At 68.0% G+C, this 13,583-nt stretch carries 13 protein-coding genes; 11 read left to right on the forward strand and 2 right to left on the reverse strand.

From position 1 onward, the window contains the following. The 4 genes from EBMC1_RS17755 to EBMC1_RS05040 all read left to right on the forward strand — a co-directional run bounded on the left by EBMC1_RS17755 (position 1) and on the right by EBMC1_RS05040 (position 3,188). Complete coding sequence (locus EBMC1_RS17755) at positions 1–408, forward strand: PDZ domain-containing protein (RefSeq protein WP_003041580.1); 408 nt, start codon at positions 1–3, stop codon at positions 406–408. Further along, complete coding sequence (locus tag EBMC1_RS05030; RefSeq protein WP_003041581.1) at positions 377–1,063, forward strand: winged helix-turn-helix domain-containing protein; 687 nt, start codon at positions 377–379, stop codon at positions 1,061–1,063. Before EBMC1_RS17755 ends, EBMC1_RS05030 begins: the two co-directional genes overlap by 32 nt. A 7-nt stretch (positions 1,064–1,070) precedes the next feature. After that, positions 1,071–2,450, forward strand: a complete 1,380-nt coding sequence (locus EBMC1_RS05035; protein ID WP_003041583.1) for a sensor histidine kinase — start codon at positions 1,071–1,073, stop codon at positions 2,448–2,450. Positions 2,451–2,543: 93 nt separating this feature from the next. Then, complete coding sequence (locus EBMC1_RS05040) at positions 2,544–3,188, forward strand: response regulator transcription factor (RefSeq protein ID WP_003041585.1); 645 nt, start codon at positions 2,544–2,546, stop codon at positions 3,186–3,188. A 212-nt stretch (positions 3,189–3,400) separates the two neighbouring features. Here EBMC1_RS05040 and EBMC1_RS05045 read toward each other — a convergent pair whose 3' ends face one another. Together EBMC1_RS05045 and EBMC1_RS05050 are read right to left on the reverse strand one after the other, a co-directional pair. Then, positions 3,401–4,450, reverse strand: coding sequence for a hypothetical protein (locus EBMC1_RS05045; RefSeq protein ID WP_003041586.1), 1,050 nt, complete (start codon positions 4,448–4,450; stop codon positions 3,401–3,403). Then, the gene (locus EBMC1_RS05050; RefSeq protein ID WP_003041588.1) at positions 4,447–6,648 is read right to left on the reverse strand and encodes a thiamine pyrophosphate-dependent enzyme; all 2,202 of its coding nucleotides are present in this window, start codon (positions 6,646–6,648) and stop codon (positions 4,447–4,449) included. The genes EBMC1_RS05045 and EBMC1_RS05050 overlap by 4 nt, the downstream gene beginning before the upstream one ends. 164 nt (positions 6,649–6,812) lie before the next feature. On the opposite strand from EBMC1_RS05050, the gene EBMC1_RS05055 reads away from it, so the two are divergent. Genes EBMC1_RS05055 through EBMC1_RS05085 form a run of 7 tightly spaced genes read left to right on the forward strand, consistent with a single transcriptional unit; the run spans position 6,813 to position 13,581 of the window. Then, positions 6,813–7,508, forward strand: a complete 696-nt coding sequence (locus tag EBMC1_RS05055; protein WP_003041591.1) for a DUF4129 domain-containing protein — start codon at positions 6,813–6,815, stop codon at positions 7,506–7,508. Then, positions 7,505–8,740, forward strand: a complete 1,236-nt coding sequence (locus EBMC1_RS05060; protein ID WP_003041593.1) for a DUF4350 domain-containing protein — start codon at positions 7,505–7,507, stop codon at positions 8,738–8,740. The genes EBMC1_RS05055 and EBMC1_RS05060 overlap by 4 nt, the downstream gene beginning before the upstream one ends. Next, the gene (locus EBMC1_RS05065; protein WP_003041595.1) at positions 8,730–9,695 is read left to right on the forward strand and encodes an AAA family ATPase; all 966 of its coding nucleotides are present in this window, start codon (positions 8,730–8,732) and stop codon (positions 9,693–9,695) included. Before EBMC1_RS05060 ends, EBMC1_RS05065 begins: the two co-directional genes overlap by 11 nt. Further along, positions 9,692–11,014 (forward strand): DUF58 domain-containing protein, encoded by a 1,323-nt coding sequence (locus EBMC1_RS05070; protein WP_003041599.1) that lies wholly within the window; start codon positions 9,692–9,694, stop codon positions 11,012–11,014. Before EBMC1_RS05065 ends, EBMC1_RS05070 begins: the two co-directional genes overlap by 4 nt. Further along, the gene (locus EBMC1_RS05075; protein WP_003041601.1) at positions 11,014–12,039 is read left to right on the forward strand and encodes a stage II sporulation protein M; all 1,026 of its coding nucleotides are present in this window, start codon (positions 11,014–11,016) and stop codon (positions 12,037–12,039) included. The genes EBMC1_RS05070 and EBMC1_RS05075 overlap by 1 nt, the downstream gene beginning before the upstream one ends. After that, entirely contained in the window at positions 12,036–12,905 is an 870-nt protein-coding gene (locus EBMC1_RS05080) for an RDD family protein (protein WP_003041603.1), read from the forward strand. Before EBMC1_RS05075 ends, EBMC1_RS05080 begins: the two co-directional genes overlap by 4 nt. Next, positions 12,892–13,581: a nitroreductase gene (locus EBMC1_RS05085; RefSeq protein ID WP_003041605.1), complete on the forward strand. Its 690-nt coding sequence runs from the start codon at positions 12,892–12,894 to the stop codon at positions 13,579–13,581. The genes EBMC1_RS05080 and EBMC1_RS05085 overlap by 14 nt, the downstream gene beginning before the upstream one ends. Positions 13,582–13,583: the final 2 nt, after the last annotated feature.

Here is a 13,583-nt window from a genome sequence, read left to right on the forward strand (position 1 = left end):
ATGCCGCCGACGGCCGCGCTGATCCTGCTGCTGGCGGGGGTCGTTTTCCTGTCTGCGCGGCTCTATGCCTCGCCGCATTCGCGTGGCGGGGGACAGGTGGGGGGATTGACCTTCGAAGCGGAGCCTGTCCGGCGCCACCAACCGATCGCGCTGGTCGTCACCAGCGTCGAGGACGGCGGCCCGGCGGCAAAAGCCGACATTGCGGCGGGCGACCGGATCGACCGGATCGATGGCCGCCCCATTGCGTCGGCGGCCGATGCCGCGGCGCGGCTACGCCGCGACGCGCGCAAGGGGGTGACGCTGCGAATTCGCCGTGGCATCCGGACAAGCTATAAGCATCTTCCCGCGACGCGCGGGCCACAGCCGGGGACAGTGCATGTCGCAGAAAATATTGCTCGTCGAAGATGACCGGACGACCGCCGACTTCATCGGCAAGAGCCTGACCGGCGAAGGCTTCGTCGTCGATCATGCCGCCGACGGCCGCGACGGCCTGTTTCATGCGACCGACGGCAGTTACGACGCGATCATCCTCGACCGCATGCTGCCCGGCATGGACGGCATGGCGCTGCTCGCGGCGATGCGCGCCGCGCAGATCGCGACGCCGGTTATCATCCTGTCATCGCTGGGCGCGGTCGATGCGCGGGTCGAAGGGCTGACGTCGGGCGCCAATGATTATCTGGTCAAGCCCTTCGCCTTCTCCGAGCTGCTGGCCCGGCTCAAGCTGCTCCTTGCCAAGCCCGGCAACGGCCCTCAGGTCGAAACGGCGCTGCACTGCGAGGATCTGGAAATGAACCTGCTCAATCGCCGCGTGACGCGCGCCGGCAAGCGGATCGAACTGCAGCCGCGCGAGTTTCGCCTGCTCGAATATCTGCTCCGCCACAAGGAACAGGTGGTGACGCGCACGATGATGCTGGAGGGGGTCTGGGAATATCATTTCGACCCCGGCACCAACGTCGTCGATGTCCATGTCAGCCGCCTGCGCCGCAAGATCGACGACGGGTTCGCGACGCCGCTGGTCCATACGATCCGCGGCGCGGGCTATATGCTCGGCGCCGCGAGCTGACCGGCGCATGCGCGCGCGCTTCTTTCAATCGACGATCGTCCGCCTGACGCTGGCGCTGGTGATCGCGCAGGTCGCGGCGCTGGCGCTCGGCCTGACGATCATCCATCGCTTCACCCAGGCGACGATCATCGACGACGCGCGCATCGCCGCCGAAGTCGCGCGCGACGATTTTGCCGAAACCCAGCGCCAACAAGGGCCCGAAGCGCTGGTGCAGGCGATCCGCGACCGGCTGACCCGGCGCGACGACCGCAATTTCGTAGTGCTGTTGAAGGCGCCCGATGGCACGCGCGTCGTCGGCAATCTCAGCCAATGGCCGGCGACGGTGTCCGACCATGAGGCGTGGCGCGAAATCCGCCTGTTCCGCCAGGATGCGGCCGAGGCCGAACCGATCGGGTTGATTACCACGCCGCTTCCCGGCGGCTATGCCCTGCTGACGGGCGAAGTGCTCGAGGCGCAGGTTCAGCTCGCGCGCGCCAGTCAGGCCGCCTTTCTGTTCGCGCTCGCGGTCGGCATCACGATCGCCGGAATCGTCGCCGCGTTCGTCGCCTGGCTGCTCGGGCGGCGCATCGACGTCTTTTCGCGCGCCGCCTCCGCAATTGTCAGCGGCCGGCTCGACGCGCGGGTGGAGCGCGACCGGACCGGTGACGCCTTCGACCGGCTCGGCGTATCGATCAACGCGATGCTCGACCGGATCGAAACGCTGGTCGGCGAGCTGCGCATGCTCACCGATTCGATGGCGCACGATCTGCGTTCGCCGGTCGCGCGGATGAAGGCGAAGCTGGAACAGGCGCTGAGCCGCGCGCGCGACCCCGAAACAACAGCGGCGCTTGCCGGTGCGATCGACGAGGCCGACAGCCTGCATCGCCTGCTCGACACCGCGCTGGAGATCAGCCGCGCCGAGGCAGGCATCGGCCGCGACCAGTTCACGCGGTTCGCACTCGCGCCGCTGCTCGAAGACATGGCCGAAGTCTATGGTCCGCTCGCCGAGGATGAGGGCTTTGCCATTGCGGTCGCGGCACCCGCGGACCTTGAGGTCGTCGCACACCGCGAGATGCTGGTGCGCGCGCTGTCGAACCTGATCGACAATGCCCTGAAATATGCGGCCGGCGGCACGCAGATCCGGTTGACCGCGGCCCGGGAAGCCGGCGATGCGATCAACCTCGCGGTAATCGACGACGGTCCCGGCATCCCCGCCGACCGCATCGCCGAAGCGGCGCGGCGCTTCGTCCGGCTCGATCCCGCGCGCGGCGGATCGGGTGCGGGGCTGGGATTGTCGCTGGTCGAGACGATCGCGCATATGCACGGCGGCCGGATGACGATTACCCCGGCCGAGCCCCACGGCACCGTCGTCACGCTTCGTCTGCCGGTCGTCGCGCCGGCCGCCTGATCGCCACGGCTCCGAAGACTTCGAATTGACGCCGAAGCCGAGGCGACCCTGCTCGGCGGCGGCGGGCACCGCTGGCACCATGGCGTCATGCAAATGTCCGGTGCGCATATCCATCTGGTGCTTCCCGACGCCACCGAGCGCGCCGCCTGCTTCCGCGCGCTTGCCGATGGTCGTCATATCGTCCGCAGCTTTGCGAGCGGCGCCGACTGGCTCGATGCGGGGGCGGCGGACGATTGCGCCGTCCTGCTTTTCCACTGGGACCAGCCCGGCGCGGTCGATGGCGGCGCGATGCTCGCGGCGATCGCACAGTCGCCCGATATCGCCTGCTTCGTCGCCGCGAGTCGGCTGAGCGTCGACGAAAGCCGCGCCATCCTGCGCGGCGGCGCGACCGATCTGCTGCCTGCCCCGCTCGATCCGTGGCTCGTCCGGTCGGTGATCGGCGATGCGTTGACGGCTTGGGAGCGGCAGCGTGCAATACACGCGGACCGGCGCGCCGCCGAGGCGCGCCTCGCCGCGCTGACCCCGCGCGAACGCGATATATTGGATGCCATAGCGGCGGGGCTCGGCAACAAGGCAATCGCGCGGCGGCTCGACGTCAGCCCGCGCACCGTCGAGGTGCACCGCGCCAATATCATGCGCCGGTCGGGCGCGGCGAGCGTCGCCGAGCTGCTGCGGCTGCGCTTCACCGTCGAATTCGCGCGGGGCCCGAGCGCCAATCCCGTCCATTTCGGAGCTTGATGTCTGCCCGCCTCCGGCCAGCGCGATAGATTGGCCCCTATAAGAGAATCGAACGGTCCGTCGCCCCTGTGTTGGTCCCCAAGGGCGATCCGTTCGACCGCGCGTGCCATCCCCACCTGGCCGCGCATCCCAGCCGGGCCGGCGGAGGATGTTCCACTTCCGTCGGCCCCTTTGGCGCTGGCCCCTTCGCGGGACCTCGACAGACAGACGGGCTAGCCCGTGACGAGCGCGCGCTGTTCCGGGCGGCCCATCGACAGCAGGATCGGGTCCGCCGCCTGACGCGCCATGAAGTCGGCCTTGCCCGCGATTCCCTGCCATTCGATGCCGATCAGCGCCTGCGCGATCGCGCCGCCCAGCGTATCACCGGGGCCGGGCAGGATGATCACGTCGGGCGCATATTCCTTGACCGCAACCTGCACCGACAGCGCGAAATCATAGGGCGCAAGGATCTGATGCCCGAAGGTATAGTCCCAGATGCCCCAGGGATTGCTGGAAAAGCGCCGCCAGATATGACCGCGACCGTCGACCATCGGCAGGTTGGGCATGCCGAACAGCGCCGGGGGCAATTCGATCTTCGCCTTGTCCGAACTGCCGACCATCAGCGGCGTATGAAAGGGGCCATGTCCCGCCAGCCGCAGCGGATCGCGGCCCGGCGTCGGCGCCGCCTCGGCAAGCAAGGCGGCCAGCCCCTCTTCATTGCCCGCGAGGACAAGCATGCCGGCAAGGTCGATCGAAAGCGCGAGCGCATGACCCGGGCGCGCGGCGATGTCGGCGACGAGCCCCAGCAGGCTGGCGCGCAGCCCCGGCACCGGGCGCCAGTCTTCATCGACGATCTGCACCAATATCTGCCCGCCCGGCCCGTGCGTCTGGCTGTTGAGACCCATCGCATTGGCGATACGAAAGCCGTCCTCGACCGACACCGCGCCGCCAAGCGCGAGCGCGCTGTACCAGCCCATCGAATTGCCCGCGACGGCGACGATGTCATATCGGGCGCGGTCGATGCTGAGCCAGTCGAGCAGGGTCGCGGTGTAGATCAGCGGGGCCGCGACATCGCCGCGCATGTGCGTCGCGACGCTGAAGCGATCGGCGCCGTCGAGTTCGCTGACCGTCGGCTGGTCCCGCTCGCGGCGCTGGGCGTCGAACCCGGCGATGATATCGCCGAAGCGCGCGCCGTGCAGCCGCGCGATGCTGCCAAGCTCGCCCTTGCCATAGGTGCCGCGGCCGGGGGCGACGACAAGCGCGGTCTTCTTCGCCGCCGTCATGCCAGCAGCTCCTTCGCGGCGGCATAGATCGAATCGCGGCTCGGCAGCGTCACCGTCGCCGCCTTGCCCAGCGGGATGAAGCTGTCCTCGGCGGCGATGCGCGCCAGCTTCTTCTCCGGCGTGCGTTCAGTAAACAGCGCCATCAGCGCCTCGCTTTGCGAACCGGTGATGCGGCATTCGTCGACGATCAGGACGCGTTTCGCCTCGCCGACCGCGGCAACGAGCTTGTCGGCATCGACGGGACCGAGCCAGCGCAGGTCGATTACGCGCGCCTTGACGCCGTCGGCGGCGAGCAGCTTTTCGGCCTGCCGCGAGAGATAAGTGCCGTTACCATAGGTCACGATCGCCAGATCGGTTCCGTCGCCATGCACGCCGACATCGCCCAGCCGGATCGGCGTCCCTTCGCCGGGCGCTTCATAGGCGCTCGTCCACAGGCCATCGCCCTCTTCGTGCAGGTCGCGCGTCATATAGAGCGCGATCGGTTCGACGAAGACCACGACGCGCTGCTCCTCGCGCGCCAGCCGCACGCATTCGCGCAGCATCTGCACGGCGTCGCGCCCGTTCGACGGCACCGCCAAGATTACCCCGGGAATGTCGCGGAACACCGCCAGGCTGTTGTCGTTGTGGAAGTGTCCGCCGAACCCCTTCTGATAGCCGAGCCCGGCGATCCGGATCACCATCGGGTTGGTATACTGGCCGTTCGAAAAGAAGCTCAGGGTAGCCGCCTCGCCGCGGATCTGATCCTCGGCATTGTGGACATAGGCGAGGAACTGGATTTCGGGCATCGGCACGAAGCCGTTGTGCGCCATGCCGATCGCGAGGCCGAGGATCGCCTGTTCGTCGAGCAGCGTGTTGATAACGCGCGCCGAACCGAAGCGCTGATGCAGCTTGGCGGTTACATTGTAGACGCCGCCCTTCGGCCCGACATCCTCACCCGCGACGACGATTTCGGGATAGGCGAGCATCAGGTCGGCGAGCGCCCAGGAGAGCAGCCGCGCCATATGCATCGGCTTGTCCATCTGGTTCGCGTCGCCGGCGAACAGCGCCGCGCGCTCGTCGGTCGAGGGGCGATTGGCCGGCGGGCGGTCGATCTTCGGCGGAACCAGGCTCTCCATTACCGCCGCGGCGGTGGTCAGCTTGGGGCGGCGTATCGCAGCTTCGGCCTGCCGCGCCAGCGTTGCGCCGATCTCTTCATAGGCATCGGCGACTTCGGCGGCCGACATCCATCCCTGTTCCACCATCAGCGCCGCACCGGCGAGCAGCGGATCGCGCGCCTCGTCGGCTTCGATCAGCGCCTTGGGCAGATAGGCGCCCTGCACGTCCGACCCGGCATGTCCGTAGAGCCGCACCGTTCCCATATGGAGAAACACCGGCTTGCGCGTGCGGCGCGCGAAGTCGGCGGCCTCTTTTGCGCCCGCGTAGGCCGCGACAAGGTCGGTGCCGTCGCACTGGATATAATGCAGCCCGGCGCGGTGGCGGAACTGCGCCTCGATCCACCCCGTCGGAGTGCGCGTCGAGATGCCGATGCCGTTGTCTTCGCACAGGAAGATCAGCGGCAACGGCGTGCCCTGAAAGGCCGACCAGCCCGCGGTGTTGAACGCGCCCTGCGCGGTCGAATGATTGGCCGACGCATCGCCGAAACTCGCCAGAACCACCGCGTCTTCGGGCAGCGGGAGGCCGCACATGCCCAGTCGCCGCGCGATACCGATCGAAAAGGCGGCACCCACGGCCTTGGGCAGATGCGACGCGATCGTCGATGTCTGCGGCGGGATCGCGAGCGGCTTCGACCCGATGACCTTGTGCCGCCCGCCCGAAATCGGATCCTCGGCCGAAGCGGCGAAGCTCAGCAGCATGTCCCAGTCGGGGGTCTGCCCGGGGAGCTGGCGCGCGCGGTGAAGCTGAAAGGCGTTCGAGCGATAGTGGAGGAACGCCATGTCGGTGACGCGCAACGCCGCCGCGACCGCGGCATTGCCCTCGTGCCCCGACGATCCGATGGTATAAAAGCCCTCGCCGCGTGCCTGCAGCGTCCGCGACAACCGGTCCATCTGGCGACTGGTGAGCTGCGACAGGAAAATGTCGGTGGCATCCGACCGCGTCAGCCCGGCACGTGCGGGATCGGGCGCATCGGCGCGGCGCGCGAGCGTTCCGCTAGCCAGCGCGCCGAGAAATTTTTCATGTACCGCCTGTGCCGCGTCCACGCTGTCCTCCTGCTGGTCTTCCGGTTGCCGGTGCAACCATTTGCCGCCGTCTCGCGCAGCTAGAACGGGGGCTGCGGGCGTGCAAGCATCCTCTTGCGTCGGTGCTGCGCCTCGCGCTACCACCGCAGGGCGATGGTGCAGCGGGGCGAGGCCATAATTTCAATATGATGTCGATCTGGATCGCCCAGGCGTCGGCCGCCGCCGCCGCACCCGATCAGGGCTGGCTGCTCGATCCCGAACTCGTCGATCCGGCTTATGGTCAGACGGTTGCCCGCGGCGATATCCAGACGGCCTTTCCCGCGCCGCCGCCGCCGCCCGACGTTCCCGACTGGCTGAAATCGCTGTTCGAAGCGATCGGCCGCTTCTTCGAATGGAGCGCGCCGGCGCTGAAGCCGATGCTGTGGGGCGGCGCAATCTTGCTCGTCCTGCTGATCCTCTATTTCACCGTCCCCGCCTTTGCGCGCTGGGTCAACGCGTTGCCCTTCCTGCGCAAGACCGGAGCGGGCGCCGAGACGGAGGAGGCGGGCGCGGTCGAAGCGGGTGCGGCGCGCGCGCTGCTGGCCGAAGCCGACGCGCTCGCCGCCGAGGGGCGCTTTGCCGAGGCGGTTCATCTGCTGCTCTATCGCAGCGTCGAGGATATCAGCGCGCGGCGGCCGGGGCTGGTGCGGCCGGCGATGACCTCGCGCGAGCTGGCGGAGGCGCAGGATTTGCCGGGGGTCGCGCGCAACGCATTCAGCCGCATCGCGCGCTCGGTCGAAATCAGCCTGTTCGGCGGCCGCTCCATCGACGCGGCGGCGTGGGACGCGTGCCGCGGCGCCTATTCGGAGCTGACGGTGCCGAAGAATTGGGCGCGGGCATGACGGGGCGCAGCGATCGCGACAATCCCTTCGACCCGCGACTGATCGCGGCGGTGGTCGCCGTGGGTGTCGTCGCCTTCATCGCGCTGTGGGCGCTGGTTGCGCTTGGCCCGCAGCTGTCGAGCGGCAATGACGGCGGCGGTCACGCGCTGTCGAAGGCGGCGCCGGGCTTTGCGGGGATCGTCGACCTCGCCGAACGCGCCCGCGCCGATGTCGAGCTGCGCCGCAGCGTCGAGACGGCGACCTATGAGGACGACAAGCCGTTGCTCGTCCTGACCCCCGCAGCCGACACCAATGCCGAAGATGTCGCCGATATGCTGGCGAGACAGGGCAATGGTCCGGTTCTGCTCGTTCTGCCCAAGTGGCGGACGATGCCCGGCACCGGCGAGGGCCATAAGCCCGGCTGGGTCGGCTTCGGCGTGCCGCTGCCCGCCCCCACCCGCCTGTTACCGCAAAACTATTTCGGGACGGTCGAGATCGCGATGCCGCAGGCGAAGGCGCAGACCGTCACTGCCGATGTCGCGCGGCGCCGCTTTGCCGTGCCGCTGCCGGCCGGTGCCCAGACGATCAGCGGCGCCGGTCTGGAGACGCTGATCCCCGGCGCGAACGGCGGCGCGGTGCTGGCGCGGACGACAAATCGCGAATTCTATGTTCTCGCCGAGCCCGACCTCCTCAACAATCTGGCCTTTGCGTCGCGCGACAAGGCGCATGCAGCGGCCATGCTGATCGACGCGGTCGGCGAGGATGCGGAAGCGGCGGGGCTCGCCTTCGACCTGACGCTCAACGGTTTCGGCGGCGGTCGGTCGCTGCTGCGCTTCGCCTTCGTGCCGCCCTTCATCGGGATCACATTGTGCTTGATCGCCGCGGGCCTGCTGGCGTTGTGGCAGACATGGGCGCGCTTCGGCCCCGCGCTGCGTCCGGCGCGCGCGATTCCGATTTCCAAACAGGCGCTGATCGCCAACAGCGCCGACCTGATCCGGCAGGCGCGCCGCGAACTCGACGGTGCCGATGCCTATGTGCGCAGCCAACGCGGCGCGATCGCACGCCGGTTGCACGCCCCCGGCGGTCTGAGCGCCGAGGAAACCGACGCATGGATCGACCGCCATCTGAAGGCGGATAGCGCCTCCTTCGCCACTCTCGCGCGCCGCCTCCCGCTGGCGCGCAACACCCATGAATTTCTGGCAGACGCGCAGGCGCTGCACGACATCAGGAAGGAATTATTGCGTGACGGCTGACACTATCGAGGGCGTTCAGGCGCTCGGCGCCGCGATCGAGGGCGAAGTCGCCAAGGTCGTGTTCGGGCAGCAGGATCTGACCCGCATGGTCACGATCGCGTTGCTCGCAGGTGGTCATGTGCTGCTCGAAGGCCCGCCGGGAACCGCCAAGACGCTGCTCGCGCAGGCTTTCGCCCGCGCCGTCGGGCTCGATTTCGGGCGCATCCAGTTCACCCCCGACCTGATGCCCGGCGACATATTGGGATCGAACCTGTTCAACTTCCAGACGTCGAGCTTCACCCTGACCAAGGGGCCGATCTTCACCGAGCTGCTGCTTGCCGACGAAATCAACCGCACCCCGCCCAAGACGCAGGCGGCACTGCTCGAGGCGATGCAGGAACGGCGCGTGACGATCAACGGCGAGCCGCACCCGATGAGCCCGCGCTTCACCGTACTGGCGACGCAAAATCCGATCGAGCAGCAGGGCGTATATCCGCTGCCCGAAGCGCAGCTCGACCGCTTCCTGTTCAAGCTGGTCGTCGATTATCCCGACGCCGACGAGGAGCGGCGCATCGTGGCCGAACATGGCGGGCGCTTCAAAAGCCCCGTGGTCGCCGATTTCGGCGTCGGGCAGGTTGCCGACGCCGCGACGATCGGCACCGCGATCGACACGATCGCGACCGTCCGCCTGGCCGACGAGATCGTCGACTATATCGTCCGGCTGGTGCGCGCGACCCGCGAAAGTGCCGACCTCGAATGCGGCGCGAGTCCGCGCGCGGCGAGCCTGCTCGCCCGCGCCGCCTGCGCCGCCGCCGCGCTCGACGGCCGCGACTATGTGATCCCCGACGACGTGCAGCGGCTCGCCGGCGGCGTATTGCGCCACCGCGTGATCCTGTCGGCCGCGGCGGAGATCGAGGGGCGCGGCGTCGAACAGGTTGTCGCCGCGCTGCTCGACCGGGTGGACGTGCCGCGGTGATCTACCCGACGCGGCGCGCGATCTATTTGCTGCTGCTCGGCGCCCCCGTGGCGCTGGCGCTCGGCCTGCTGCGCCCCGACCTGTGGCTCGTCGCGCTCGGCTGGATTGCGCTCGTCGCCGTGGGGCTGCTCCTCGATACGCTGACCGGCGCGGCGCCGCGCAAGCTCGCGCTCGACGCCCAGTTCCCGCTGCAGATCGGGGTCGGCGAACCGTTCGAAATGATGCTTGCGGCGCGCGCGCCGGCCCTTCCGCGCCGCGCCGAGTTCGCGCTGTCGCTCGACGAGCGGCTGGCGCCGGGCGGCCGCATCGCGGCGGCTTTCGAAACGGTGGGCGACGGCGAAGACGCCCAGCTCACCCATCGGCTTCCGCTGACCGCGTCGCGACGCGGGCAGGCAGCCGTGGATGCGCTGTGGGTGCGCTGGGCGGGGCCGCTCGGCCTGGTCTGGAAACAGCGCCGCTTCGCGATCGACCGCGCGATCAGCGTCGTGCCCAATATGCGCCTCGTCACCGATGAAGGCCGCCGCCTGTTCCAGCGCAACAGCTGGTTCGGGCTCCGCCAGCAGAAGCTGCGCGGCGAAGGCCATGAATATGAGGCGCTGGCAGAGTATCAGCCGGGCATGGATCGGCGCGCGATCGACTGGAATGCATCGGCGCGGCACGTCAAGCTGCTTGCCAAGGAATATCGGGTCGAGCGCGACAACCGCGTCGTGCTGGCAATCGACGCCGGTCGCACGATGGCCGAGCCCGTCGGCGCGATGCCGCGCGTCGACCGCGCGGTATCGGCGGCGCTGCTGCTGACCTATGCAGGGCTGAAGCTCGGCGACCGGATCAGCCTGTTTTCCTTTGCCGCCAAGCCGATCGGCATGACCCCCGCCTATATGCACACGCAGGATTTTCCCGCGCTGCAACGCGCAGCGAGCCGCATCGATTATGCGCCGGTCGAGAGCAATTTTACCCTCGCGCTGTCGACGCTCGGCGCCGAGCTCAACCGCCGGTCGCTGATTATCCTCTTCACCGAATTCACCGATGCGACGAGCGCCGACCTGATGATCCGTGCGGCGGGCCGGCTGGTCAAGAAGCACCGGCTGCTGCTCGTCGTCATCAAGGATGAAGAGCTGGAGGACGAGGAACGCCGCCGTCCCGAAAGCGGATCGGACGTGACGCGCGCCAATGTCGCCGCGGCGATGCTGCGCGATCGTCAGCTGGTCATCGCGCGGCTCCAGCGGCTGGGCGCCGACGTCATCGAAGTCCCCGCCGATGCGATGGGCGCGCATGTCGTCGAAGCCTATCTGGGCATCAAACGGCAGGGGAGCCTGTGATGGAAACCGCGCGCCCGGCCGACGCCCCCGGCTTTTCGACCAGCCGTTTTCGCGCCGAGCGCGAGGCCGACTGGATCGCCTTCGACACGCTGCTCGGCCGTCTCGAGACGCGCGGCGCCAAGGCGCTGTCGAGCGACGAATTGCTGCAGCTCCCGATCCTCTATCGCGCGACGCTCTCGTCGTTATCGATCGCGCGCGCGACGATGCTCGACAAGGCCCTGCTCGACCACCTCGAAGGGTTGGCGATGCGCGGCTATTTCCTGATTTACGGCGTCCGCGAAACGCGGCTCAGCCGCCTGCGCCGCTTCTTCCTTTACGACTGGCCGGCGGCGGTGCGCGCAGTGTGGAAGGAAACGCTGATCATCGCGCTGATCATTACGCTCGGCGCGCTGACAAGCTGGTCGCTCGTCGCGCATAATCCCGAATGGTATTATAATTTCGTCCCCGAAGAGATGGCCGGCGGGCGCGACCCGCGCGCGACAGTGGAGTTTCTGCGCTCGACGCTGGGTCACGGCAAGGCGGGGGGCGAGGATCAGGGCGCGCTGCACGTCTTTGCGACCTTCCTGTTTACCCACAACAGCCGCGTTTCGATCATGTCCTTCGCGCTCGGCTTTGCCTTCGGCGTTCCGACGATGATGCTGGAATATTATCAGGGGATCGGGCTGGGCGCGATGCTCGCGGTCTTTTCCGCCAAGGGGCTGGGCGTCGATTTCGGCGGCTGGCTGTTCATCCACGGCACGACCGAATTGTTCGCCGCCGCCCTGTCCGGAGCGGCGGGGCTGCGGATCGGCAGTGCGGTCGTCTTTCCCGGCGCCCGCTCGCGTCTGCAGGCTGCCGCCGAGGCAGGCCGCACCGCGGGCAAGGTGATGGTCGGCGTCATCCTGATGCTGCTCGCCGCCGGCCTGCTCGAAGGGTTCGGGCGCCAGCTCATCACCGATACCGTGATGCGCTATGCGATCGGATCGCTGATGCTCGCCTTCTGGCTTGCCTATTTCTACATTCCGCGCCGCGAGAATGTCGCTTGAGCGCGGCGGGCAACCTGCGGATGCGCGCGGCGCAGGAAAAGAAGCTGCGCGAATTCGTGACGCCCGAAGGGGTCGACCTGCAATTGCGCATTGCAAGCGCGGCGCTCCGGCTCGGCGCGCTGCTGATCGACCTGATCCTCATCGTCCTGACGCTCGTCCTGTTCACCCTGCTGATCCTCTGGGCCGGGCTTGCGTCCAATTCGTCGATCGCGGTGACGGTCTGGCTGCTCGGCGCCTTTGTTCTGCGCACCTTCTGGTTCATCGGCTTCGAACTTGGCGCGCGTGCGGCGACCCCCGGCAAGCGGCTGATGGGCATCCGCGTCGTCGCGCGCGACGGCGGCCGGCTCACCGCCGATGCGGTGGTCGCGCGCAACCTGATCCGCGAGCTTGAGCTCTTCCTTCCCCTCACCATGATGGGCGTCGGCGCGGCCGAGGATATGGTATCGGGCTGGACTGCGCTCGCGGGGGTCGCCTGGTCGCTGACGCTCAGCCTGTTCCTGCTCTTCAACCGCGACCGGATGCGGATGGGCGACCTGATCGCCGGCACCTGGGTCGTGATGGCGAAGCGCGCGAAGCTTGACCGCGACATCACCGCCGATGGCGGCGGGGTCGACGCGATCCGCTTCACCGACGCCGAACTCGCCGTCTATGGCATCTATGAATTGCAGGAACTGGAGCGCGTGCTGCGCGGCGCCGATCCGCGCGCGATGCGCGATGTCGCTGACACGATCCGCGGCAAAATCGGCCGCCCCGTCGCCGAAGAGGATGACGTGTTCCTGACGAGCTATTATCGGCAGCTCAAGGCCCGGCTCGAACGCGGCTTGCTGTTCGGAAAACGCCGAGAGGATAAATATGCCAGCGAATGACGCCCTGTCCGTTGCCGAAGAGTTGCACCGCCGCCGTTCGGTGCGCGCCTTTTCGGACCGCCCGATCGACCGGGCGGTACTGGCGCAGATTTTTGCCGACGCGCAGCGCGCGCCATCGGGCGGCAATCTGCAGCCGTGGCAGGTGACGGTCGTTACTGGCGCGCGCTGGGAGCGGGTGAAGGCGGCGGTGGCGGCGCGGATCGCGATGGGACGCGACGGCCAGCAACCCGAATATGACATCTACCCGCGTGGACTGACCGACCCGTGGGAAAGCCGGCGTTTCGGTGTCGGCGAGGCGCTCTACGCCTCGCTCGGCATCCCGCGCGAGGACAAGCCTGGCCGGCTCGCTCGGTTCATGGAGAATTACCGGGGTTTCGGCGCACCGGTGATGCTTTTCCTTCATTGTTCACGCATCATGGGACCGCCGCAATGGGCCGACATGGGCATGTGGCTCCAGTCGGTGATGCTGTTGCTCGTCGAACATGGCCTTGCAAGCTGTCCGCAGGAATGCTGGGCGATGTATGGCGCGACGATCCGGCACGAGCTGGAACTGGGCGACGACCAGATCTTGTTCACCGGGCTGGCGATCGGCCATGCCGATGCGGCGGCGCCGGTGAATCAATGGCCGGTTCCGCGCGCCGAACTGGATGAGGTGATCGATTGGCAGGGGTTTTGAGG

This window comes from Sphingopyxis sp. MC1 (assembly GCF_000371385.1).
GTDB lineage: Bacteria > Pseudomonadota > Alphaproteobacteria > Sphingomonadales > Sphingomonadaceae > Sphingopyxis > Sphingopyxis terrae.